The organism is Cloacibacterium rupense (genome assembly GCF_014645495.1).
In the GTDB taxonomy this organism is placed as follows: Bacteria; Bacteroidota; Bacteroidia; order Flavobacteriales; family Weeksellaceae; genus Cloacibacterium; species Cloacibacterium rupense.
The window spans coordinates 36,967-60,650 of sequence record NZ_BMLV01000007.1; the positions used below are offsets into that span (position 1 = coordinate 36,967).

General features: G+C 33.2%; 21 protein-coding genes. 6 read left to right on the forward strand and 15 right to left on the reverse strand.

Going from position 1 to position 23,684, the window contains the following annotated elements:
* Positions 1–153: 153 nt before the first annotated feature.
* From obgE to polA, 10 genes are all read right to left on the reverse strand, one after another.
* Entirely contained in the window at positions 154–1,137 is a 984-nt protein-coding gene (gene obgE, locus IEW40_RS13320; protein ID WP_188618611.1) for a GTPase ObgE, read from the reverse strand.
* A 94-nt stretch (positions 1,138–1,231) separates the two neighbouring features.
* Complete coding sequence (locus IEW40_RS13325; protein ID WP_188618612.1) at positions 1,232–1,810, reverse strand: adenylate kinase; 579 nt, start codon at positions 1,808–1,810, stop codon at positions 1,232–1,234.
* Positions 1,811–1,928: 118 nt separating this feature from the next.
* Complete coding sequence (gene hpt / locus IEW40_RS13330; RefSeq protein WP_188618613.1) at positions 1,929–2,483, reverse strand: hypoxanthine phosphoribosyltransferase; 555 nt, start codon at positions 2,481–2,483, stop codon at positions 1,929–1,931.
* Between the two features lie 230 nt (positions 2,484–2,713).
* Positions 2,714–4,195, reverse strand: a complete 1,482-nt coding sequence (locus IEW40_RS13335) for a lipopolysaccharide biosynthesis protein (RefSeq protein WP_188618614.1) — start codon at positions 4,193–4,195, stop codon at positions 2,714–2,716.
* 136 nt (positions 4,196–4,331) lie between these two features.
* A complete protein-coding gene (locus IEW40_RS13340) occupies positions 4,332–5,126 on the reverse strand; it encodes an FkbM family methyltransferase (RefSeq protein WP_188618615.1) in 795 nt (264 codons plus the stop codon).
* A 25-nt stretch (positions 5,127–5,151) separates the two neighbouring features.
* On the reverse strand, positions 5,152–6,192 hold the full coding sequence (locus tag IEW40_RS13345; RefSeq protein ID WP_188618616.1) for a hypothetical protein: 1,041 nt from the start codon (positions 6,190–6,192) through the stop codon (positions 5,152–5,154).
* Positions 6,193–6,196: 4 nt separating this feature from the next.
* Positions 6,197–7,876 carry an amidohydrolase gene (locus IEW40_RS13350; RefSeq protein WP_188618617.1) on the reverse strand — a complete coding sequence of 560 codons (1,680 nt, stop codon included), beginning with the start codon at positions 7,874–7,876 and terminating at the stop codon, positions 6,197–6,199.
* Between the two features lie 19 nt (positions 7,877–7,895).
* Complete coding sequence (locus IEW40_RS13355; protein WP_188618618.1) at positions 7,896–8,789, reverse strand: glycosyltransferase family 2 protein; 894 nt, start codon at positions 8,787–8,789, stop codon at positions 7,896–7,898.
* Between the two features lie 3 nt (positions 8,790–8,792).
* Complete coding sequence (locus tag IEW40_RS13360) at positions 8,793–9,062, reverse strand: YciI family protein (RefSeq protein ID WP_188618619.1); 270 nt, start codon at positions 9,060–9,062, stop codon at positions 8,793–8,795.
* Positions 9,063–9,325: 263 nt separating this feature from the next.
* The gene (gene polA, locus IEW40_RS13365) at positions 9,326–12,187 is read right to left on the reverse strand and encodes a DNA polymerase I (protein ID WP_188618620.1); all 2,862 of its coding nucleotides are present in this window, start codon (positions 12,185–12,187) and stop codon (positions 9,326–9,328) included.
* Between the two features lie 120 nt (positions 12,188–12,307).
* Between polA and IEW40_RS13370 the strand changes: the two genes are divergently transcribed.
* From IEW40_RS13370 to IEW40_RS13380, 3 genes are read left to right on the forward strand one after another with little or no spacing between them, the layout of a single operon-like run.
* Positions 12,308–13,087 (forward strand): HipA family kinase, encoded by a 780-nt coding sequence (locus IEW40_RS13370; protein ID WP_188618621.1) that lies wholly within the window; start codon positions 12,308–12,310, stop codon positions 13,085–13,087.
* Positions 13,074–13,457 carry a DUF3037 domain-containing protein gene (locus IEW40_RS13375; RefSeq protein WP_188618622.1) on the forward strand — a complete coding sequence of 128 codons (384 nt, stop codon included), beginning with the start codon at positions 13,074–13,076 and terminating at the stop codon, positions 13,455–13,457. The genes IEW40_RS13370 and IEW40_RS13375 overlap by 14 nt, the downstream gene beginning before the upstream one ends.
* Before the next feature lie 41 nt (positions 13,458–13,498).
* Positions 13,499–13,903 (forward strand): nuclear transport factor 2 family protein, encoded by a 405-nt coding sequence (locus IEW40_RS13380; RefSeq protein ID WP_188618623.1) that lies wholly within the window; start codon positions 13,499–13,501, stop codon positions 13,901–13,903.
* A gap of 66 nt (positions 13,904–13,969) precedes the next feature.
* Here the strand turns inward: IEW40_RS13380 and IEW40_RS13385 are convergent, their stop codons facing one another.
* The 3 genes from IEW40_RS13385 to IEW40_RS13395 form a co-directional block, all read right to left on the reverse strand.
* A complete protein-coding gene (locus IEW40_RS13385; protein ID WP_188618624.1) occupies positions 13,970–16,471 on the reverse strand; it encodes a M14 family zinc carboxypeptidase in 2,502 nt (833 codons plus the stop codon).
* 127 nt (positions 16,472–16,598) lie between these two features.
* Positions 16,599–18,041, reverse strand: coding sequence for an aminoacyl-histidine dipeptidase (locus IEW40_RS13390; RefSeq protein ID WP_188618625.1), 1,443 nt, complete (start codon positions 18,039–18,041; stop codon positions 16,599–16,601).
* 101 nt (positions 18,042–18,142) lie between these two features.
* Positions 18,143–18,745, reverse strand: coding sequence for an LURP-one-related family protein (locus tag IEW40_RS13395; RefSeq protein ID WP_229663462.1), 603 nt, complete (start codon positions 18,743–18,745; stop codon positions 18,143–18,145).
* Between the two features lie 59 nt (positions 18,746–18,804).
* Here IEW40_RS13395 and recR point away from each other — a divergent pair, with 59 nt between their 5' ends.
* Genes recR through IEW40_RS13410 form a run of 3 tightly spaced genes read left to right on the forward strand, consistent with a single transcriptional unit; the run spans position 18,805 to position 21,107 of the window.
* A complete protein-coding gene (gene recR / locus IEW40_RS13400) occupies positions 18,805–19,416 on the forward strand; it encodes a recombination mediator RecR (RefSeq protein ID WP_188618626.1) in 612 nt (203 codons plus the stop codon).
* A 15-nt stretch (positions 19,417–19,431) separates the two neighbouring features.
* On the forward strand, positions 19,432–20,244 hold the full coding sequence (locus IEW40_RS13405) for a glycosyltransferase family 2 protein (protein ID WP_188618627.1): 813 nt from the start codon (positions 19,432–19,434) through the stop codon (positions 20,242–20,244).
* A gap of 26 nt (positions 20,245–20,270) precedes the next feature.
* The gene (locus IEW40_RS13410; protein ID WP_229663460.1) at positions 20,271–21,107 is read left to right on the forward strand and encodes a glycosyltransferase family 2 protein; all 837 of its coding nucleotides are present in this window, start codon (positions 20,271–20,273) and stop codon (positions 21,105–21,107) included.
* Positions 21,108–21,161: 54 nt separating this feature from the next.
* Here the strand turns inward: IEW40_RS13410 and secG are convergent, their stop codons facing one another.
* Entirely contained in the window at positions 21,162–21,494 is a 333-nt protein-coding gene (gene secG, locus IEW40_RS13415) for a preprotein translocase subunit SecG (RefSeq protein ID WP_188618628.1), read from the reverse strand.
* Positions 21,495–21,624: 130 nt separating this feature from the next.
* Complete coding sequence (locus tag IEW40_RS13420) at positions 21,625–23,667, reverse strand: M16 family metallopeptidase (RefSeq protein ID WP_188618629.1); 2,043 nt, start codon at positions 23,665–23,667, stop codon at positions 21,625–21,627.
* Positions 23,668–23,684 lie beyond the last annotated feature (17 nt).

Sequence of the window (23,684 nt, forward strand, 5' to 3'; positions counted from 1 at the left end):
TAAATTCTAAAAATAAACTTTTATCATCACCAAAAATTTTTTCCGTTTTTTATATTCAAATTTTCCTATTTTGATATATTCTTGAGTAAAAAATATTGAGAAAGATAAAAAAGTAAATAGTGTGGTTATTAGTTTTTTCATTTATTAAAAATTTTACCCGTGTAATTTCTTCCAAATCACATCTTTCAGTTCTACCAATCCTTCTTGGGTAACTCCAGAGAAGAAAAGTGGTTTTAGTTTTTCAGGAAATTCTGCTGTGATTTCTTTTTTCAATTCATCATCTAATAAATCTGATTTTGAAATAGAAACGATAATGTCTTTATCTATCAATTCAGGGTTATACTCTTCTAGCTCTTTGTAGAGAATTTGATATTCTTTAAAATGATCTACAGAATCTGCAGGAATCATAAAAAGCAAGATAGAATTACGTTCGATATGTCTTAAGAATCTATGGCCAAGACCTTTTCCTTCAGCTGCACCTTCTATAATTCCCGGGATGTCAGCCATTACAAAAGATTTGTAATTTCTGTATTCTACAATACCTAAATTGGGAGTAAGAGTAGTAAAAGCATAATCTGCAATTTTTGGTTTTGCTGCAGAAACAGCAGCTAGAAGTGTAGATTTACCAGCATTAGGAAAACCAACTAAACCAACATCTGCCAGAATTTTTAGTTCGAAAACTACATAACCTTCTTCGCCAGGCATTCCTGGCTGTGCATAACGAGGTGTTTGGTTGGTAGCTGATTTGAAATGCTCATTTCCAAGACCACCCATTCCACCTTTCATGATGATGATTTCTTGGCCGTCTTCCATAATTTCGCCAATCACCTCACCGTCTTCATTTTTTGCAATGGTACCAATAGGAACATTGATGTAAACATCTGCACCGAAAGCACCAGTCAATTGGTTTTTACCACCATTTTCGCCTCTTTCGGCTTTTACGTGACGGGTATATCGAAGCGGAAGCAACGTCCATTCTTGTGCATTGCCTCTCATAATTACGTGGCCACCTCTGCCGCCATCACCTCCATCTGGACCACCTTTAGGGATATATTTTTCCCTGCGAAGGTGTGCAGAACCAGCACCTCCGTGACCAGATTTACAATGTATTTTTACGTAATCTACAAAATTGCTCATAAATATTTTGTTGTTAGTTGATAGTTGATGGTTGATGGTTGTCGGAAAATTGTATAGATTTTTTTACTAACAACCGACAACTAGCAACTAATAACTATTTTATTTTTTCTACTTCAGCGAAAAGTTTTTCTGCAATTTCAGCTATTTCGCCTACACCATTAATCTCTACATATTTACCTTGTTTTTTGTAAAGTTCTGCTACCTCAGCAGTTTTGGCATAATATTCTTTAATCCTGGCTCTTATTACTTCTTCATTGCTATCATCTGATCTACCGCTTGTTTCTCCTCTTTTTGTAAGTCTCTGAACTAAAATTTCATCTTCTACGATTAAAGAAAGACAAACATCTATTTTATCATTCAAAACTTCTTTTACAATTACTTCTAGAGCATCTGTTTGTACTGCAGTTCTAGGAAAACCATCAAAAATAAATCCCGCAGCATCTGTAGGTTTTTTAACCTCTTCTATTAACATATCAATGGTTACTTGGTCTGGTACCAACTGTCCTTTCTCGATAAAAGAATTGGCTAATATTCCTAATTCAGTATTGTTTTTTATATTAAAACGGAATAAATCTCCTGTAGAAATTTGCTTTAAATTAAATTTTTCGATGAGATTCTGAGCTTGGGTTCCTTTCCCACTTCCTGGAGGCCCGAATAGAACTACGTTTATCATAATTAGCGGTTGGCTACTGGCAAAATGCTCTTGGCTTTTGCGGTTACCTATTTGTAAAGTTAAAAATAATACAAAAGTTTATATTGTTATAAGCTAACAGCATAAGGCCGTCAGCCGATTAATGATTAATTCTACCTTCTTCTAATTGGTACAAATCTGGTAAATTCCTTCCCAATTCATCATAATCTAATCCGTAACCTAATACAAATTTATTTGGAATTTCTTTGGCTACATAATCTATAGGGAATCTGTTTTTGAAAACTTCTGGCTTCATCAAAAGTGAAGCTACTTTAAGCGATTTTGGGCGCTGCGTATTTTTAAAATATTCGAATAGACTTTCTAGAGTATTTCCTGTATCTACAATATCTTCCATCAGGATAATGTGTCTGCCTTCTACATCTTTAGTTAAATCCATTTTTTTGTAAACTATACCAGTAGATTGTGTACCAGTGTATGAACTTACTTGTAAAAATGCAATTTCGCATTCACCAGGATAATGTTTCAGAAAATCTGAAAAAAACATAATTACCCCATTAAGAACTCCTACAAAAACAGGAACTTCGTCTTTATAATCTTCATAAACTTTAAGAGCTAATTCTTTGATAACCTCTTGCAGTTCGGCGTGCTTAAGATAGGGAACGAAAGTCTTGTCGTGAATTTTTACGCTTTCCATAAATATTTAAGTATGTGCAAATTTACGTTTTTTTTATGAATTTTATCAGTAAAATTGGTTAAATGGTATATGTTTTTGCAATAGGGATAGTAATGAAAATCCTTTTTATAAATTTTTTATTGAGCAATAATCTGAGAAAATTTATAAAAAGATTGAAATGGATAGCCCGGCTTTTTCTAGCGCTGGCAATAGCTTGGCAGAAAAAGATTGCCCTAAAAATTTGAGATTTCTTAAAATTTAAGAATAGATTTGAAAAAATCTTTATTGAGGTATTTTTCTAGCGGATAAATTTTCATAAAATGATTTCCAAAGAAGAAAATAACCAAAACCAAAGCTGGTTTGTATACCAAATTAATAAAATGATGACTAAAATCTGGCAAAATTATAGCTACTGAAATGGCTAAAGTAGATAAAATAATGCTGTATAACATCTCTATAGTAAACGGAGAAACCTTGAATTTATAGTAATTAAAAGCGATTTTTGCTAAATTAAATGCCGTAAGCGAAATAGCGTAAGAAATGGAAATTCCTAAAATTCCTAAAGAAGTTTTGTGAATAAAATAAAAATTAAGAACCGTTGTAAGAACCGCCAAAAATAGCATAACATAGATATTAAAACGGTAATACTTAGACATCGAAATGATATGCCCATTAAAACCTGTAGCCAATTCGAAAAGCAACGCAAAACCAATGACCCAGATTAATGGCTGCGCTTCTAGCAAAGATTTGCCTGCTTTTGGCATAAATTCGGTAAGGTAAGGATAGCCAACCGCAATGCAAGAAAACAAGACCAAACCTAGAAAAAATAAACTAAGTGACGTTTTTTTGTAATATATATCTAAGTCTTTGATGGTTTTTTCGGCAATATGCTTTCTTATAATGGGTGCCGAAATATTATACAATCCCATGGCTGGAATGCTGATGAGCTGAACGATAGAAAGAATGGTAGCATAAACCCCGTTTTCCTCAAAAGACAAATATTCGCTAATCATATAACTAGAAATATTGAGTGCCAAAACGCTGCCCAAATTCCCCAAAAATCCGTAAAAACTATAGCTGAAAACTTCTTTCCAAAAATGATTTTGTTTGAGATAATCTGTGCTAAAGTCTAGTTGAATTTTCTCTAATTTATTCGTGTAAAAAATATACCCGAAAAAACTCAATAGAAAAATCGCAAAAAATACAACGAATGAAATGCTTTCTACATCTACAAACACAAACAACCCAAAGGCTAATAAATTGGCAATTTTCGGGAATAAATTCTCAAAAATATTAGGCACAACAATCCTTTTGAAATTAGAAATATATTTGTTAAAAACCGAAGACAGTGACAAAACCAAAATAAGCGGAACAATCACTTTCCTTAAACTCCAGAGCTTAGAATTTTCCTTAAGACTTGGAAAAAAATAAAAAACCGCGAAAAATATGGCGGTAAAAAACACAAAATTTATCGTAACCAAAAGCAATGACCAAGAGAGAAAATTCTGTTGTTTATTGACTTCTTTTAATCTACCGAAAAAATAAACATTAGAAAAAGACAAGCCAAAAACCACCACCGTCATATACATTTGAGCGGCTGGCAAAATATAGCGCAACTTGCCGTAATAATCTAGATTGCTCGGAAAAATGAAAACAGCAGAAACCATCCCGATTAAAAATCCAAGATAACCAATGATGGAATATTTAAAACTTTGTCTGGCTACTACGCTCATTCTTTTTTGTTGTTAAGTTGTTGAGTTGTAAAATTGTAAAGCTGTTGAGTTCTTGAGTTGTTGAATTGTGAAATCGTGAAAATGTAAAGTTTAAAATTAATTTTTAACAGTTTTACGATTTTACAGTTTTGCGATTTTACGATTTTGCAATAAAAATAATATTATTGATGTAATTTTTATAATCCTTCACGAAAACTGCATCTTGAGAATTGATAAATTCTTCTGTCAATTTCTTTAAGTTAAAAGTTTCTCTATCTAAATAATTGGCAGTAAAACCCCAACTTTCTACTTCAGAAATCAAGTTCCAAAGCAGTTCTTTGTGGTGGCGTTGTTCCATTTCTACCATTAAAGTTGGTTGATGTTTCAAAATGGTTTCTTTAGCCCCACGAAGCGTTTTCATCTCGTTTCCTTCTACATCAATTTTGATAAAATCTAATTTTTTCAAATTCTTCAAAGGCTCAAAATCATCTAATTTCACCACTTTTACTTTTTCAATCACAAATTTTTCTTCATTTTCTTCGTGGAAATCTACTTGTAATGTTCCTCTAGAATTTACTTTTTCGCCTTTTAAAATAGGAATTTTAAATTCTGCAACAGTGTTTTCATCCGACAAAGCCACCGAAAAAAGATTCACTTTTGGGAACAATCTTTTCAATTTTTTATTCAAAGCTCTATTCGGTTCAAAAGCATAAATATTTTGTGGAAAAAGATGATATTCTAATTGATATAGAAAATGCCCAACATTAGCACCAACATCCATAAAAACAGCATCTTTAGGGAGAAATTCTGTCAACCAAAGCAATTCTGGCTCTACTTTTCTTTCGAAAATATTTTCTCTAGAAAGTTGAACTTGTTTTTTAAAAAACCTTTGTTTATAAATCTGTGGAATGATATATTGAGAAGTTTCTGTTAAAAAATGATAAATGCTCATTGATTGGATGATAGATTTTGATTGTTTACAACAGTGCAAAAATAGTTTTTTCTAATTGTTTTAAGACTTTTTCTTTGCTGAAATTTTCCTGAAAATCATATTCTAAATGTTTTTGATGAGGATATAACTGTCCTTCTATATTGTCTATTTCAGGAATAATAAAAGAATATTTCGAAGGATAATTTTCTGGAAAAATCGCCAATTTTCCATATTTAATAGCATCGCCAATGTTTCCGCTCATTTTGGTAATTCCATAAATTTCTTTTTGACTAAAAAACTTTGTTTCTTGTTGAATAGGACACCACAAAATATCGGCTTTTTGCATATAATCATCAAAAACATTTTGAGGCACTTTTTCTGTGAAATATTTGAAGGAAATGTTTCCTGGCTTATTTTTCTCAAAATCTTGAAGCATTTCTAATTCCTTTCCTTGCACTTTTCCGAGAAAAATAATTTCAAAAAGAAAATGAAATATTTGAATTGATTTTAAAACTCTTTCATAATCTCGTCTTTTCCGTGAAACCGCTCCCGGAATTACAATAGTGAAAGTTTCGCTTTCAGGTTTTTCGAAAAATTTAGTGTAAAAAAGAGGTAAATTGCTGTAATTTTCTTTGGTTAAATTCTCATCTAAAACCAAAAGATTTTTCGCTTTTTGGTAAACATTCGATTTCTTCAACAAACCTTCTTTCAACAATAATTTCAAACGATATTTAAAATCTTCTTTGAAAACAGAACTCAACAAATTAAAATTTGTAGCTTTCACAAAATTCAAATTATGACAAATAATCGAAGTATTAAATTTCTCTGCAATTTTCTCAAAAACATTGAAATAACGATGAACGGTTCCGATAATAATCAAATCATAATTTTTAGTTTGAAGTTGTTCGAAAATCGTTTGATGGTTTGATTTTATTTTGTTCTCAATTCCCTGCAAATCCAATGTTTTCAGAATTTTTTCGCTGAAATAATAATCCACAGAAAACGCCGTGGAATCATTCATTAATTCCATAAAATTCAGCACAATTTCTGCGTGAGTATCCAGTTCTATATATGCGATTTTTTTCAAAAAATTAATAACTTTGTTTATTTATCTTTTTTTCTGTCACTATTATATTATCAATATCAAAATTAAAATAAACTTGTATTCCATCAACCCAAGTTTCCAAAACCTTAGTTTTCAAAATATCTCTTTCATCAATATTCATTAAATCCTGATTCATAATAATAAAATCTGCATTTTTTCCTACTTCCAAACTTCCTCTTACTTTCTCTTGAAACACCGATTTTGCTGCCCAAATTGTCATTCCACGCAATGTTTGTTCTCTGGTTAAAGCATTCTCTTTTTGGAAACCATTTTCAGGATAATTCTGCGCATCTTTTCTGGCAACCGAAGCCAAAAACGTTTTAAATGGATTGATATCTTCCACAGGAAAATCAGTTCCCAACGCAACCCAACCGTTTTGTTTCAACAAATCTTGATAAGCATACGCTGTTTTTATACGTTCACTTCCCAATCTTTCTTCCGCCCAATACATATCAGAAGTTGCGTGAGTTGGCTGAACAGACGGAATGATATTATATCTTCCAAAATATTGAAAATCAGCAGAATTTACAATTTGCGCGTGTTCTATTCTCCATCTTTTATCGTTTTTGCCTTTTAGAACATCTCCATAAATTTTCAAAATTTCTCGGTTGGCAGAATCACCGATGGCGTGAGTACACATTTGCAAATCACTATTAACCAATTTTTTAGCTAACTTTTTAAAATGTTCTTTATCGCTCAAAAGAAAACCTTTCCAATTCGGTTTATCGTGATAATCGCTCAGCAAACACGCACCTCTACTTCCCAAAGCGCCGTCAGCATAGACTTTAAAACCACCAACAGTTATTTTTCCGTTGGTATAACGTCCCTTTTTTATCCATTTTTCGTAATAATTAGGATTATCTTCCAACAAAGCGAAAATATTCATTTTCAGTACATTTTGCTTTTGAGACTTTTCTAAAAGAGACAAAGTATGTTTAGAAATTCCACAATCGTGAAGCGAAGTTAAACCAAAAGCAAAACACTCTTTTTGCAATTCCCCGAAATATTTAATCGCCAAATCATCTTCAATCGCAGGAATTACTTTTTCTACCAAATCCATCGCATTATCGACCAAAATACCCGTCAATTTACCATTTTTTTGTTCGATTTCTCCACCTAAAATTTTAGTATCAACCGTAATTTTTGCTAAATCCAATGCTTTTTGATTGGCAACAGCAGCGTGACCGTCAATTCTCTTTAAATAAACCGGACGATTAGGAAACAATTCATCTAATTTTTCCTTTGTTGGAAATTCTTTAACTGTCCAATCATTCTGATCCCAACCTCTTCCATATAACCAAAATTTAGGGGCAGTTTTGCTGTATTTTTTGATTTTTTCTACAATTTCATCCCAAGATTTAGTCCCAACCAAATCGCTTTTCCATCGATCGGTTGCATAACCTGTGAAATGACAATGCGCATCTATAAAACCTGGATAAATTGACTTTTGTTGAGCATCTATTTTTTGAGTTGAGATGTAATTTTTTAAAATTTCTTTTCCACCAATTGCCACAATTTTTCCTTTGGAAATCGACATTGCTTCTGCAATATCAAAATTCTGATTTACGGTGTAAATTCGGGCATTATAAACAATTAAATCTACTTTTTTTTGTGCGGAAAAAATTCCGACGAACAAAAGCAAGAATATGATGAATTTATTTTTCATTGTTTAATCATTTATTATTTTAATTTTTTAATTTTTTAAACATTTCACTCCAACGCAAATTTCTGATAAATGAAATTTCTTCTTTCGTTAAAACTCTAGGATTTTTCTGTTTTAAAAAAGATTTCATCGTAATAAAAAACTCCGAAAAAGATTTATTTTTCAACGAAGATTTCGCCGAAGAAATGGCAGCCAAAGGAAAATTTAAGCCAATATTGTAGAAATATTCTCCTAATTTTTCTGCTTTTTGAGATTTGTATTTGTAAGCCGTTGGGCGAAGATGTTTCACCCAAAGTTCTTTAATGGTAACTGTTTCGTAACCGTGCATTTTGCAAAGCATCACATCAATATTATCCCAACCGAGAACCGCTCTCAAACCATTCATTTTCAGAAATAATTCTTTTCGGTAAGATTTTATCGGGCCACGAACGTGATTTTTGGAAGAAAGATTTTCGAAAGTCCACTCATTTTGGTTGGTAAAATCGAGAAGTTGTGAAGTTGTATAATTGTTTGTTTTAAAGTCCTTATTGATAAAAACCACGCCCGAAACCATTCCTGCATTTGGATTATTCTCATAAACTTCGTTTATTTTTTCTAAATAATTTTCAGGGAAAATAATGTCTGCATCAAACTTACAAACCACATCAAATTCTTCTACATTTTCGGTTTCTAAACCTTTGTTGAACGTTCTCACCACTTTTGCACCAGGCTGATGTTCAGATTTCTCTAAATTTAATACTTTGTACTTTGTACTTTGTACTTCATACTTTTCAGCAATTTCTTGGGTTTTATCGGTAGAACCATCGTTCACTATTACACATTTAAAATCCTGAAACGTCTGATTTTTCAGAGATTCTAAAGACGGAAGAATGTTTTCTTCTTCGTTGTGAGCGGGAATAATAATTAAAAACTTCATTGATTACATCAATTCATCATGCCATTCTTTGATGGTCACTTTAGACACCAAACCTGTGGTTACAAAAGGATCGCCTTTTACAAATTCTTCGGCAGATTCTTTATCCGTAAAAATCGCCATTGCTCCTTCTCCCGGAATGGCAAACGGACCAATTCCCAAGATTTTTCCTGCTTTTACAAATTTGTCTTCATTTTCTTGATGCGCTGGGAAAACTTCCATCATTTTTTCCATGGTAGTTTCTGGAGCGGTTTCGTATAGGACTACGGTTTTCATAATTTTTGGTATTAAAATTTTGGCTAAAGCCAATTGATTTTTTTGTTTTAAAAACGGGCTGAAGCCCGTTCCTATTGATTTTGATTATTGTTTGGAATCAATTCCAAACCTAAAATATCTGTCGTTCCTACGGAACTCCCTTTCAAAATCTGCATTTTTTACAATTTTCATCGGAATAAATTCCGATGCTACAATTTCTGTCGTTCCTACGGAACTCCCTAAAATTCTACCATTCTCCAACTCAAGAACACTTCCACTCAAAATCAATGCGCTTCCAACCAATTTTTACCAACGCCCACTTCCACCAAAAGCGGAACTTGTGTTTCCACGGCAGATTCCATTTCGGTTTTGATGAGGTAAGTTGCCACTTCTACTTCTTCGGCGGGTGCTTCAAAAACCAATTCGTCATGAACTTGCAACAGCATTTTGGTTTTTAGTTTTTCTTTTTCAAAAACTTTGTCAATGTTAATCATCGCAATTTTTATAATATCCGCTGCAGAACCTTGAATTGGCGCATTTACAGCGTTTCTTTCCGCGTGAGCTTTCACCACAAAATTTGCAGAATTAATGTCTTTCAAATGGCGTTTTCTGTTGAACAACGTTTCTACATAACCCAATTCTCGGGCTTTTTGCACTTGTTCTGCCATCCAAATTTTCAATTTTGGGTAGGTTTCGTAATAAGAATCGATGAGTTGTTTTGCTTCGGTTCTAGAAAGTCCGGTTTGTTCTGCCAAAGCAAAAGCACCTTGTCCGTAAATAATTCCAAAATTCACGGTTTTTGCTTGGGAACGTTGAGTTTTGGTCACTTCTTCCAAAGGAATTCCGAATAATTTTGCAGCTGTAGAAGCGTGAATATCTTCCCCATTTTGGAAAGCTTTAATCATATTTTCTTCGCCAGAAATTTCTGCAATTAAACGCAATTCTATTTGAGAATAATCGGCAGAAATAATTTTTTTGCCTTCCCCCGAAACAAATGCACCTCGGATTTGTTGACCACGCAACGTACGAATCGGAATATTCTGCAAATTCGGGTTTACAGAAGCCAATCTTCCTGTTGCAGCAGTAGTTTGCGAGAAATTGGTATGAACTCTATTGTCGGTTTTATCAATCTGACTTGGCAACGCATCTACGTAAGTGGATTTCAGTTTTTGGTAGGTTCTGTATTCTAAAATATGTTTTATGATTTCGTGTTTTCCTGCCAATTTTTGCAAAACATCTTCGGAAGTAGCGTACTGTCCTGTTTTTGTTTTTTTCGCTTTCGGGTCGAGTTTCATTTTTTCAAACAAAATTTCTCCCAACTGACGAGGAGAATTCATATTAAATTCTTCACCAGAAAGTTCAAAAATCTCCTTTTCTAAATTCCTTAAATCGTTTTCTAAATCAATGCTTTCTTGTTTCAGCCAGTTTTCATCGAGGGAAATTCCCGCCAATTCCATTTTTGCCAAAACCGTCATCAAAGGCATTTCGATTTTATAAAATAAATCTTCGAGGTTTTCTTTTTTGAGTTGAGGCGCGAAAAGTTGGTACAATTGAAAGGCAATATCGGCATCTTCGGCAGCGTATTCTGTTGCTTCTAATAGATCTACATCACGAAAAGTTCCTTGGTTTTTTCCTTTTTTGCCAATCAATGTTTCGATGGAAACCGGTTTGTAATCGAGGTACATTTCCGAAAGATAATCCATTCCGTGTCTTCCATCAGGATTTAGTAGATAATGCGCAATCATCGTGTCAAAAAGGTTTCCTTTTATTCGTACACCGTATTGATGAAGCACTTTTAAGTCAAATTTAAGATTATGAGCAACTTTCTGAACGACTTCTTTTTCAAAAAATGGCTTGAAAATTTCTAAAGTTTCCAGAACTTCTTCCCTTTTTTCGGAAAGTGGAATGTAATACGCCAACCCTTTTTTGTAAGAAAAACTCATTCCCACTAATTCAGCTTCCAGTTCGTTGAGCGAGGTAGTTTCGGTATCAAAACACACGACTTTTTGAGCCATTAAATTCTGAACCAACATTTTTTGCGCTTTTGGCGTGTCGATAAATTGATACAAATGGTCGTTATCTTTCACCGTTTTTTTGGTAGAAGTGGCTTGTTCTAATTCTTCGAAATTCGCAAAAAGATCGAGTTGAGTTCCGTGTTGCGAGATACGAGGTTCGAGGTTTGAGGTTTTTGATTCAACAGTTTGCTTCGCTTCGCTCGCAATGACAGCCGATTGCTGATTGCTGATTGCTGATTGTTCATTAAATGCTCGGTACAAATTTTCGTACAATCTTCGGAATTCTATTTCATCAAAAACCTCTCTCACTTTTTCGAAATCAGGAGTTTCTAAATCATATTGTTCTTGGTGAAATTCTATCGGAGCATCACAAATAATGGTGGCTAATTTTTTAGACAAAATCCCTCTTTCAGCCGAATTTTCTATTTTTTCTTTGAGTTTTCCTTTCAGTTGAGCGGTATTTGCCAAAAGATTTTCGATGCTTCCGTATTCTTTTAGAAATTTTAGAGCGGTTTTTTCGCCCACTCCTTCCAAACCTGGGATGTTATCTACAGCATCTCCCATCATGGCTAGAAAATCGATGACTTGTTTCGGATCTTCGATTTCGTATTTGGCTTTCACTTCTTCCACTCCCAAAATTTCGACATCTCCAAATTTGGAAGCTGGTTTGTAAATTTTAATTTTATCTGTCACCAACTGTGCAAAATCTTTGTCGGGCGTTACCATAAAAGTAGTATAACCCTCATTTTCGGCTTTGCAAGCAATGGTCCCGATAACATCATCTGCTTCATAACCTTCTACACCTAAAATCGGGATGTGCATGGCTTCTAAAATCCTGTGAATATACGGAACAGCAATTTTTATCGCTTCAGGAGTTTCGGAACGATTGGCTTTATAATCTGCAAAATCATCAGTTCTTACACTGGCTTTTCCTACATCAAAAACCACCGCCAAATGAGACGGTTTTTCTCTTCTGATGAGTTCTATTAAAGAATTGGTAAACCCAAAAATAGCGGAAGTATCAAGACCTTTGGAAGTGAGCCTAGGATTTCTGATGAGTGCGTAATAACCACGGAAAATCATGGCATACGCATCGATAAGATAGAGTCTTTTGTCGGCAGAATTTGTCATAAAAGCAAAGATAAGGAAAAGTAGGAAGGTAGAAGATGGAAGGTAGAAGAAATTTGTGAGAAGTTGGGAATGAAGTTTATATTTTCGAAAAATTTCAAATTTAATCGTACTTTTGAAACGATGAATGATTTATCTTTAAGAACTGTAACAGTGATGCGCTACATTCTTCCACTGCGTGAAGGAGGAAGTTTGCCTGCATTGGCGGAAGCGGATGACGATTTTAAATATGTTTTGAAATTTCGAGGTGCTGGTCACGGTGTGAAAATGCTGATTTCTGAAATTTTAGGCGGAAAAATTGCTGAAATTTTAGGATTGAAAATACCAGAATTGGTTTTTGCCAACCTCGATGTAGATTTTGGGAGAACTGAAGCCGATGAAGAAATTCAAGATTTATTGAAATTTTCTGAAGGTCTCAACTTAGGCTTGCATTATCTTTCTGGAGCAATTGCCTACGACCCAAGTATGAAAATAGATGCACTTTTAGCTTCCAAAATTGTTTGGCTAGATGCATTTATTACCAATATTGATAGAACTTTTAAGAATACCAATTTGCTTTGGTGGCACAAAGAACTTTGGGTGATTGACAATGGTGCTTCATTTTACTTCCATCATTCTTGGCAAAATTTTGATGCTGCAGCCAAAACACCTTTCAAATATATAAAAGACCACGTTTTATTGCCTCAAGCAACAAAATTAGACGAAGCAGATGCTTTTGCAAAATCAGTTTTAAATGAAGACATTTTTAGAAAAATTGTCAATTTAATTCCTGAAGATTGGCTACAATGGAATGATGCCGATGAAACGCCTGAAGAAATAAGAGAAATTTATTTTAATTTCTTGAAAAACAGACTAGAATATTCTGAAATCTTTTTAAACGAAGCCAAAAATGCAAGAGGATAAAATATATGAATATGCCGTTATAAGGCTTGTACCAAAGGTTGAAAGAGAAGAATTTTTCAACATAGGATTGGTGATGTTTTCTAAAAAGGAAAAATACATCAGAGTAGAATTTCATCTATGCAAAGACAAATTTAGACTGATGCATAGCAAATTAGACTATGAAGAAGTGTCTAAAAACCTAGAAAATTTCCAAAAAGTAGCCAAAGGCGAAAAAGAGGGCGGCCCAATTGCAATGATGGACATCCCAGAACGTTTCCGATGGTTGACTGCTGTGAGAAGTGCCGTGATACAAACCTCGAGACCTCATCCGGGAAAATCGAAAGATTTGGATACAACCTTTGAAAGACTTTTTGAAGAGTTGGTAAAATAAAAATTTACATTCAATTTATGATTTAATTAAAAACTATCGCTATGAGAAAAAATGTTTTCATTGTTATTTTATTGCTATTTTCCCTTTGTTCATTTGCTCAAAATAATGAAAAATCAACGCCAGAAAAATTGGTTCAACAACAGTTAATAGCCTACAATGCTAGAAATATTGATGCATTTTTAGAACCCTATTCAGATGATGTAGAACTTTATATGTTTCCCAATCAGTTGATAGGAAAAGGGAAAGATTACATGAGAAAAGATTATTCAGTAATGTTTAAAGATACCCCAAATTTACATTGCGACATTAAAAACAGAACTATTTTGGGAAACACCGTTATTGACCACGAAATCGTTTCTGGTTTTGGTCCTAGTCATCTGGAAGCGATTGCGATTTATGAAATCAAAAATGATAAAATTGCTAAAGTCTATTTCATCCAAAAATAATTGAATAAAAAAAACACCAAGAAGTTGAAATTCTTGGTGTTTTAATTTTATAAGCTTTGTAAATTTTTAATTCACTAGGAAAAGTGCATTGCTAAACAATAAAATTCCATTTTCCCAAAATGCTCTAAAAAGCGGATTATCTATCATATAAACTACTTTCCCCGCACCTTTACTCTCTACTGCAAAACTGACTGTTTCTGGTAATTTTTTACCAAAGTCATGACCGATATAACCGTAGCTTTTATAGTTTTTAGGAACATAAGCTACATTGTTTGAGCCTTTTAAGAGAGAATAAATTTTATCTCCCGTTTTTAAACTGTAATATTTTTTGCCCAAACCAAAAGACAAAGGGTGAGTAATATCTAAATTATTTTCAATAATTGCCCCAGGAATAGAATTGGCTAGCATTCTTCTTTCTTCATTTCCAGAATCTAAGAAACGCTCTTTCAGTTCTTTTTCTTTTTTGGCTTTTTCGGCAGCTTGTTTTTCTTCATCAGTAGCATAAGGATTCAGCGTATAGCCATCTTTTCCGTCAAAAACATTCAGAGCTCCATCTATTGCAATTACTTTTCCGCCGTTGTTTATCCATTCATTTAATCTTTTCATATCAGCATCAGAAAAATTATATCTTCCATCAGCCAAAACTAAAGTATTAAATTCAAAGAGTTTTACATTTCTTAACTTATCTTGGTCAACAATGGTTACAGGATAATTCAGGATTTCATCAAAATAATACCAAGCCGCTCCAAATTCTGTAGAAGTAACGCCGTTTCCTGAAAGTAAAAGCACTTTCGGAGCTTTCATCAATGGAAAATTTTCTCCACCCAGATCTTTGGCATTTTTTGAAAATCCACTGGAAATGGTAGCAAAATCACTTTTCTTTTTTACAATTTCTGCAACAGTGTTTTCAAAATCTGCAATTTTAGGATTATCTCCTCTGGCAATCATAAGACCGCCCGGTTCTATGGTTACATCTCCGAAAACAGCTTGTTTCATTGCATATCTTACCTTGATTTCTTTCTGATGAAGTTGCGCCAAAATCTCCGCCGAAGTTCTATTATTCCAAGGAACATAAAATGCATAAACTGTTTTCGGAATAGATTTAGAAGCAGTTTCTGCTACATTTTTAGTTTTTAGATTGAGTGCGTTTTTTACAGCATAACCTTGTACACCATACGCAAGAGGAAGATTCCAAGCGGTAATGTCATAAGAAAGGGTATCTGTCATTTTATTAGTAGGTTCAAATAAAATTTGAGTAAAAACAGCTTTCGGCTGGTTCACTTTTACAATTAAATCGTTGGGTTCTACAGAGAAATTTTCGTCTTTTTTCGTAAAATAATTGAAGCCTGAAGCGTTAGATTTTTCGGTAGCGTAAGAATATTCTATTTTGTTAATTTTCAGCAAATCAGCTAATTGATTCAATTTTGGGTTATTTTTTAAAATGTACGTTGCATATTTACCTTTCATTTGAGTTCTAGGATTATTCATAAAATTTTTAAATCCTTTCAATAAAGGTTCTATCTGCGAAGCCGAAGTTTCTACTACCGCCAATACTGCTGTTTTATGGTGCGTTAATCTATCTTTTATGGTAAGATTTACCCCATTTTCCATCGTGATTTCTCTACCAGCTCTTATTCCGCCCTGTTCTAGAGTCATACCTACAGCACCGTTGTACATAGGATAGGTATCTCCATAACTAGGATAAAAAAGGTCAAATCTTTCGCTGGTATTGTACATCCAATTATTGGCATCAAATTTAGCTGCGATATTTTTTCCTAATAATTTATGAAAATCTTTTTGGTAAGCTTCTATAAATTCGTGCTGAGGTTCTGCTGCAGGAGGAAAAAAGTAAGGAGAATCGTACCCTTGCTCGTGTACATCTGTATGTACATGTGGCATCCATTGATTATAAATCGCCATTCTTTGTTTAGTTTCAATCTGAGTTTGCCAAGCCCAATCTCTATTCATATCAAAAATATAATGATTGTATCTTCCACCAGGCCATTCTTCGGCGTGCTCTCTATCAAATTTATTAGGATTGGTATTTTTACCTGAAATTTCTCTCAACCAATTTCCGTATCTGGAATAACCGTCAGGATTAATACAAGGGTCTAAAATAACAATGGTGTTTTTTAACCATTCTTTAGTAGTTTTATTTTCAGGATTGGCGAGTTCATAGGCTACAGAAAGAGCACTTTCTGTTCCTGCCCATTCGTTTCCGTGCACATTGAAACTTAACCAAACAATTAATTTATCTCCTACAGTGGCAGAATTTTTTGGAGCTAAACCAATAGAAGCTAAGTTTTGAAGTCTTATTTGTTCTAGATTGGCTAAATTTTCTGGGGTAGAAATGTAGTAAACATTAAGATTTCTATGTTCTGATGTTTCTCCATATTTCTGATGTTTTACGTAGGGAGTTTGTGTAGTAAGGTAATTGAAATATTCTTCTACCTGATGATAATGGGTAATTTGTTTACCATAAGTTGGCAAAAACTCATACGGACTTTTTATTTGTGCCAAAGCCATAACACTAACACCCATCCATAATAAAAATAATAGTTTCTTCATATCAAATCAAAAATTTCTCAAAAATAGTGAATATATCCCTATTAATTGTAGGGTTGTTAACAAAAAAAATCCAAAACAAGTGTCTTGGATTTTAAAAATATAAAAATGATTTTGAATTTCTATTTTTTTAATTCTTTACAGGAATATTTTTCAAGATCTCTTGCAAATATTTCCAGAATTTTTGGGTTGATGAAATGCTTGCTCTTTCGTCTGGCGAATGCGCTCCTTTGATGGTTGGTCCGAAACTTACCATTTCCATTTTTGGATAATTGGCACCTATAATTCCGCATTCTAAACCAGCATGACAAGCTACAACGTGTGGTTTTGTTCCGAAATCTTTTTCGTAGATTTCTGTCATTATTTTAATGATTTCTGCGCCAGGTTTTGGTTTCCAACCAGGATAAGAACCAGAAAATTCTACTTCCATTCCTGCCAGTTCAAAAACAGATTTTAGTTGCTCGGCAACTGCCATTTTACTAGATTCTACTGAAGAACGAGACAGATTGAGGATTTTTAAAGCTCCGTTTTTCAATTCTACTCTTGCGATATTATTAGAAGTCTCTACCAAATCTTCTACATCTGGAGACATTCTGTAAACACCATTATGAGCAGATTTTAATGCTAAAATGATTTTTTTAGAATCTTCTGTACTTAGTCCTTGTTCAGTAGCAGACGTTTTTTCGAAACTAATGTTTAAATCTTTCTCTACAGAAGCAAATTCTTCTAAAATTTCAGTTTTTAAAGTTTCTAATTTTTGTGAAAATTCTTCCACATTTTGTACCGAAACTACAGCGTGAGCTTCTCTAGGAATTGCATTTCTCAGCCCTCCTCCGTCAATAGAAATTAATTGAATTCCATTATCAATTCCCGTGTAAAGCAATCTTCCTAAAATTACATTAGAGTTACCAAAACCTTTGTGAATGTCCATTCCAGAATGCCCACCTTGCAAACCTTTGATGTCAATTTTCACAAAATTTGAGGAAGTTGAGGTAAGTTGATAATTTGCAGTAGCGGTTACGTCTATTCCACCAGCGCAGCCTATATCAATCTCGTCATCTTCTTCGGTATCTAGATTTAGGAGAATTTCACCTGTCAACAGACCTGCTTTCAGTCCAAGGGCTCCCGTCATTCCGGTTTCTTCATCGATGGTAAAAAGTGCTTCGATTGCAGGATGAGCAATGTCCGAGCTTTCTAAAATACTCATAATAGCTGCAACTCCCAATCCGTTATCTGCGCCTAGAGTAGTGCCTTTTGCCTTTACCCAATCTCCATCTGCATACATTTCAATTCCTTGAGTTTCAAAATCGAAATCTACATCACTATTTTTTTGGCAAACCATATCAAGGTGAGATTGCAAAACAATCGTTTGGCGGTTTTCCATACCCGAAGTAGCAGGTTTTCTGATGATTACATTGCCTACTTCGTCTTCTATGGTTTCTAAATTGAGATTTTTTCCGAAATTTTTAATGAATTCAATAACTTTTTCTTCTTTTTTAGAAGGTCTCGGAACTGCATTTAAAGCAGCGAAATTCTTCCAAATATTTTGAGGTTCTAAGTGTGTAATAGACATTTTTTAAAATTTGTTCAAATTTACGATTTTGATATTTGAATTCTGTTGAATTTGTTAAAGAATTTTAATCAAAAACAATCAACATTTCTACAACTAACGAATTATCCTGTAGCTCTTTCTAGAAGCACCATCATCATTAAACTCAAAACCACCAAGGTTTCTTCGTGGTCAGGAATATCATTAATTTGGTCTAACTGAAATTTTCTCCCGAAAAATGAGGGCATTTTTTTTAAACGATAGATTTCTTTGCCATTATTATCGTGGACAATATAACTAGGATTGAGAAAATATCCTGTAAATATCCCAATAATAGGGATTTCGCCTACCATTCCGTCTAGAACTTTTACCCAAGCATTTTCTTCTTGAACTTTGTATTTTTGATTTTCATTTTGGTCAAAAATATTGTAAGTAGCTTTCCAAATAGAACGCATACCTTTTCTTGCAATCTTTCCTATGTTTTTACCAAAAGAATCTGTAATGGCATAACTTGCATTGAAATCTATCCATTGATTGGCTTTGATTCTAAAATTTTCTTGTGACCTACTTTCGTCATTGAAAACCACTACATCTTCCTTTAGTTTAAATAATTTTTGACGAACATATGCTAGAGAATTTTCGTTACGGTCTGTAATGGTAAAATCGCCAGCCAAAGTAGTAATTTTGAATTTTAAGAATAAAGGATATTGTAAATTTTGCATAAATATATTTTTCATAAAGATAATTTTAATTTTCAAATTTTCAAATTAAAAGGTATTTTTGTGAGATGAATTTTCCAAGTAAGGTTTTAGAAAAAGCGGTAGAAGAAATTTCGGGATTGCCCGGAATTGGCAAAAAATCTGCACTCAGATTGGCTTTACATTTGCTTCGCCAGCCACCATCTCAAGGTTTGGCTTTGGGAAATGCTATTCAAAAATTGGTTACAGAGATTAAATATTGCAAAAAGTGCCACAATTTTTCTGATGAAGACATTTGCGAAATTTGCAACAGCCCAAAAAGAAATGATGAAATCCTCTGCATTGTGGAAGATGTGAGAGATGTAATGGCAATAGAAAACACATCTAAATTCAATGGAAAATACTTGGTTTTGGGCGGTAAGATTTCACCGATGGAAGGGATAGGGCCTCACCAACTGAATATTTCTTCGATTGAGAAAAAACTAAATGAAGGAATGGTAAAAGAACTCATTTTTGCACTTTCCGCAACCATGGAAGGAGATACCACCGCTTATTATTTATACAAAAAATTCAAAGAATTTCCGGTTACTTTTTCTAGTATTGCCCGTGGAATTGCAGTGGGAGATGAATTGGAATACGCTGATGAAATTTCGCTGGGGCGTTCTATCATTAATCGACTTCCATACAACGAAAAATCATAAAAAAGAAAAGAAATAATGTTGATTTCGGTAATCATCCCAATGTATAATTCTGAAAAAACAATTCTAAAAACTTTAGAATCTGTTAAAAATCAGACCATTGACACAGAATGCTTTGAAATCATCATCATCAATGATGGCTCTAGTGACAACAGTGAGTTTTTGGTGAAAAAATTCATTAATGAAAACTCCGAAATAAATATCACCCTAATCAATCAACCCAACAAAGGGGTTTCAGCAGCCAGAAATGCGGGTTTGAAAATGGCAAAAGGAGAATATATTGCTCTTTTGGATTCTGATGATGAATGGTTGCCAGAGAAAACAGAAAAACAAATAAAATTTCTGAATCAAGAAGTTGAAAATATTGATTTTATTTCTTGCAATATAAATTCACAAAAGATTTTATTTCCGTATGTTGTTAAAAATCAACTCGCAAAGGTTACTTTTAAAAAATTATTAATCAGAAATGGCATCCCTGTTCCTAGCGTAATTTTCAAAAGTAAAATATTGCAAAAAGTAGGTTATTTTGATGAAAATCAAAACTTTGCTGAAGACCATCACTATTGGTTAAAAGTATCTTTAAATTTTAATATGTACATTTTAAATGAAAATCTAGTGATAGCAGGCAACGGAAAAAGAACATTTGGCGTTTCTGGTCTTTCTGGAAATCTTTTTGAAATGGAAAAAGGTTTTATTTACAATTTAAAATCGATGTATAGTCAAAAAAAGATAAATTTCATAGAGTTTATATTTTACAGAATATTCTATAAAGCAAAATTCTTTTTATTAATTTTTAGAAACCAATTTTACTCCATTTTTAAAAAAGAATAAAATATTATTAAATAAAAAAGCCGATAATGAAACTTTCGATTATCATTTTAAATTACAATGTTACCCAACTGCTCAGAAATTGTTTGCATTCTATTGAGCAATATATTCATGATGTAGATTATGAAGTGATTGTAATAGATAATCAATCTCCAGATAGTTCTTGGAAAGCATTAATTTCAGAATTCCCTACAATAAAATTCATAGAAAACACTTCGAATGAAGGGTTTGCAAAGGCCAATAACAAAGCAGTTCAAACGGCTTTGGGTGAATATATTTTGCTTTTAAATCCTGATACAGAATTAGAAGGAGATTACATGAAAGAAGTAATAGATTTTGCAGATGCTCAATCTAATTTTGGATGTTTGGGGCTGAGACTTCATGATTTGGAAGGCAACTTTTTACCAGAAAGCAAGCGTTCTGTTCCAAATGTATTGAATAGTTTCGAAAAATTATTTTCGCCATTTGCTTCCAAAAAATTGCAAAAAAAAGGATATTATAGAAATGATATATCCGATAAAAGCATCGCTGAAGTAGATGTGATTACGGGTGCTTTTTTATTGATTAAAAGAAATTTATTTCTAGAAATTGGCGGTTTAGACGAAACTTATTTTATGTACGGAGAAGACATAGACCTTTGCTATACATTGCTTAAAAGAGATTACAAAAATTGGTATTATGGCAAACATTCTGTACTTCATATCAAAGGAGAGAGTACCATAAAAGACAAGAAATACCTAAAAAATTTCTACGGAGCAATGCTAATATTTATAGAAAAATATTATAAAAAACAGTCACCAATTCAATACCAGGTTTTAAAAATAGGATTAAAGGTTAGGCATTTTATGGCAAGAATTCAACTCTAATAAAAAAGCGGTCTAGAAATTTTCTAAACCGCTATTTTATACTTTGATATCTTATTACTTAGAAGTAGGAAGATTGGTTGCTTTCTGAGCTGGCGCTTGTGGCGCTGAAGTTGCCTTTTCTTTCTTCACTGGAGCGCTATCATAATTAGCAGCAGGTTTTGCTGTAAGAATTACACTCAAGAAAATTAAAACAATAATAATACTTGCTAAAACCCAAGTTGCTTTTTCCATAAAATCATTGGTTCTCTGTACACCAAACTGAGCTGTAGAGCCACCAAATGTAGAAGAAAGACCTCCACCTTTTGGGTTCTGTGCCATAATGATGATGATTAATAAAACCGATGCTATGATGATTAACACCATGAAAAGATTAAATATAGTGCCCATTTTCCTTTTAAATTTTGAGTGGCAAATATAAGTAATTTAAATGAATTATAAAATTTATTTTCAATAAGTTGGAAAGAATAAAAAAAGCGACAAATAAATGTCGCTTTCTTTGAGATATATCTATAGAATTTTATTTAAAATCCTCTTCTTTAGCTTGATTCACATTATATGAATTTACTTTCATTTCTAATTCTTGCCCCATCATAGTTTGTTTCATGACATAAGGCAATTTCACACCGTTTACATCCTTATAATCAGAATAGAAGGTAGGGATTTCCATTTCCTGAGTTCCCATTTTTTGCTTCTGAATTTCGCCCACTTTCAAACCTGTTTTCATACTGTAATAATAAGTAGCATCATTACTTTTAATCACATAAACATCTTCTCCGTTTACTTTCTCAGAACCTACTAATTTGTAATCTGTCGATTTAGCAAAATTTAATTCAGGGAAAATTTCTGTGTTTTTGGCGAATTTCGAAGCCATATCTGCCGGCAAATCCATTTTTTGTCCTTGCGCCACCATATATCCTTTAGTTCCGTCAAAAACTATTTTTTGCATGCTATTCCCCATCATACTTACATCTACAAAAATCTTTCCTCCTTTGGCTTGTACATTTTTGAAATTCAACTCCATCCCTTGAATTTTTGCATTGGCATCATAAGACAAAGAATTGAATTTTGCTACATTATCTTTACCTCCAATAGCAGCTATATACTTATCTACCACTGTATTGATGTTTACATTAGCATCTACTTGTTTTACCGCTGGTTTTTCTACTGGATTAGCGTATTTATCAAAATATTTTACTGGATAACCTAACTTTTCTAGTCCTTCTGAAATATCAGATGCTTTACCAGCTACAAAAATTCTACTTTGTTTCGGGAAAATAGTCGCAGAAACTGCTTTTGCTACATCTGCTTCTGTCACTTTATCAATCGATTTAAGATAATTGTTATAAAAATCTGCTGGAAGACTATTTACTTTTTGGTTAAGAGAGAATCTTGCGATATTCTCCGGTCTTTCAAGAGCCATAATAAATTCACCTTTCATTTTTGCTTTTGCATTGGCTAGTTCTTCAGGTTTTACTTTAGAAATCCCATTAATCTCTGTCATAAACTCTTTTACTGACTTATCGGTAACTTCATTTCTTACACTAGCGTCAGCTGAGAATTCTGAAGAGTACTTAGTAGCATTCATATCAGAATATGCACCATAAGTAAAACCATTTTTTTCTCTAAGATTCATAAATAATCTCGCTTCAGCACCTCCTCCAAGAATGAAATTGGCAATCATGGCTGGAAAATAATTAGCATCTGTCATTTTTAAGCTGTTCACATTTCCCACGTTTACAATAGATTGTACTGCTGTAGGAACATCTACTACATTAATTTCTGTATTTGCTACATTAGACACTGGCTCTAGTGAAGCATATTTGGTGTTTGATTTTTTCCAACTAGAAAACGCCTTTGTTATGAGTGATTTAACATCATTAAATTTCACATCACCTACAATTACAAGGTAAGCGTTATCAGGAGCATAGTGTTTTTTGTAAGCATTTTCTACATCTTCTAATGATATTTTTTTAATGCTTTCCTCGGTTTCAAACTCACCTCTTGCTGTATTTTTACCATAAATTAAGGAATTGTTTACTCTAGCAGCAATTGATTTAGCATTTTTCTCATCCGCTTTCATACTCTCTAGAGTTCTTTCTTTATCATCTTGAAGTTCTTTGGCATTGAAGTTAGGATTGATAATAGCATCTGCCATTAAGTTTAAAACTTGTGGAAAATACTTAGAAAGTGAGTTGGCAAAAGCTCCTTTTTCAGAAAAATTTAAGCTAGCGCCTAAAAAATCTATTTTTTTATTAAAATCATCCTTAGAAATAGTTTTAGTTCCTTTTCCTAGTTGATCTGCCATTATAGAGTTTACTCCAGCTATTGCTCCCTCGTAAATTGGCGGTCTATCAATAGACAATGTAGCGCTTACTCTTGGCAATTTATTATTTTCTACTACTAAAACTTGCAATCCGTTTGGAAGTGTAAAAGTCTTAGGTTTTGCAATGTTAATGGTAGGCGTAGGACCAGGTTTTGGCATTGCATTAAGGTCTAGTTTTTGAGCTGACAACATTCCTGAAATCAAAAATGCTGCAGCGATATATGATAATTTTTTCATTGTTTAATTTTTAAATT

Excerpts from the sequence above, each read along its gene's own strand:
- IEW40_RS13385 (WP_188618624.1), bottom strand. The coding sequence starts at position 16,471 with ATGAAGAAACTATTATTTTTATTATGGATGGGTGTTAGTGTTATGGCT.
- IEW40_RS13375 (WP_188618622.1), top strand. The coding sequence starts at position 13,074 with ATGCAAGAGGATAAAATATATGAATATGCCGTTATAAGGCTTGTACCA.
- IEW40_RS13410 (WP_229663460.1), top strand. The coding sequence starts at position 20,271 with ATGAAACTTTCGATTATCATTTTAAATTACAATGTTACCCAACTGCTC.
- IEW40_RS13420 (WP_188618629.1), bottom strand. The coding sequence starts at position 23,667 with ATGAAAAAATTATCATATATCGCTGCAGCATTTTTGATTTCAGGAATG.
- recR (WP_188618626.1), top strand. The coding sequence starts at position 18,805 with ATGAATTTTCCAAGTAAGGTTTTAGAAAAAGCGGTAGAAGAAATTTCG.
- IEW40_RS13370 (WP_188618621.1), top strand. The coding sequence starts at position 12,308 with ATGAATGATTTATCTTTAAGAACTGTAACAGTGATGCGCTACATTCTT.
- IEW40_RS13325 (WP_188618612.1), bottom strand. The coding sequence starts at position 1,810 with ATGATAAACGTAGTTCTATTCGGGCCTCCAGGAAGTGGGAAAGGAACC.
- secG (WP_188618628.1), bottom strand. The coding sequence starts at position 21,494 with ATGGGCACTATATTTAATCTTTTCATGGTGTTAATCATCATAGCATCG.
- IEW40_RS13340 (WP_188618615.1), bottom strand. The coding sequence starts at position 5,126 with ATGAGCATTTATCATTTTTTAACAGAAACTTCTCAATATATCATTCCA.
- IEW40_RS13405 (WP_188618627.1), top strand. The coding sequence starts at position 19,432 with ATGTTGATTTCGGTAATCATCCCAATGTATAATTCTGAAAAAACAATT.
- IEW40_RS13360 (WP_188618619.1), bottom strand. The coding sequence starts at position 9,062 with ATGAAAACCGTAGTCCTATACGAAACCGCTCCAGAAACTACCATGGAA.
- polA (WP_188618620.1), bottom strand. The coding sequence starts at position 12,187 with ATGACAAATTCTGCCGACAAAAGACTCTATCTTATCGATGCGTATGCC.
- IEW40_RS13390 (WP_188618625.1), bottom strand. The coding sequence starts at position 18,041 with ATGTCTATTACACACTTAGAACCTCAAAATATTTGGAAGAATTTCGCT.
- IEW40_RS13380 (WP_188618623.1), top strand. The coding sequence starts at position 13,499 with ATGAGAAAAAATGTTTTCATTGTTATTTTATTGCTATTTTCCCTTTGT.
- obgE (WP_188618611.1), bottom strand. The coding sequence starts at position 1,137 with ATGAGCAATTTTGTAGATTACGTAAAAATACATTGTAAATCTGGTCAC.
- IEW40_RS13355 (WP_188618618.1), bottom strand. The coding sequence starts at position 8,789 with ATGAAGTTTTTAATTATTATTCCCGCTCACAACGAAGAAGAAAACATT.
- IEW40_RS13335 (WP_188618614.1), bottom strand. The coding sequence starts at position 4,195 with ATGAGCGTAGTAGCCAGACAAAGTTTTAAATATTCCATCATTGGTTAT.
- hpt (WP_188618613.1), bottom strand. The coding sequence starts at position 2,483 with ATGGAAAGCGTAAAAATTCACGACAAGACTTTCGTTCCCTATCTTAAG.
- IEW40_RS13350 (WP_188618617.1), bottom strand. The coding sequence starts at position 7,876 with ATGAAAAATAAATTCATCATATTCTTGCTTTTGTTCGTCGGAATTTTT.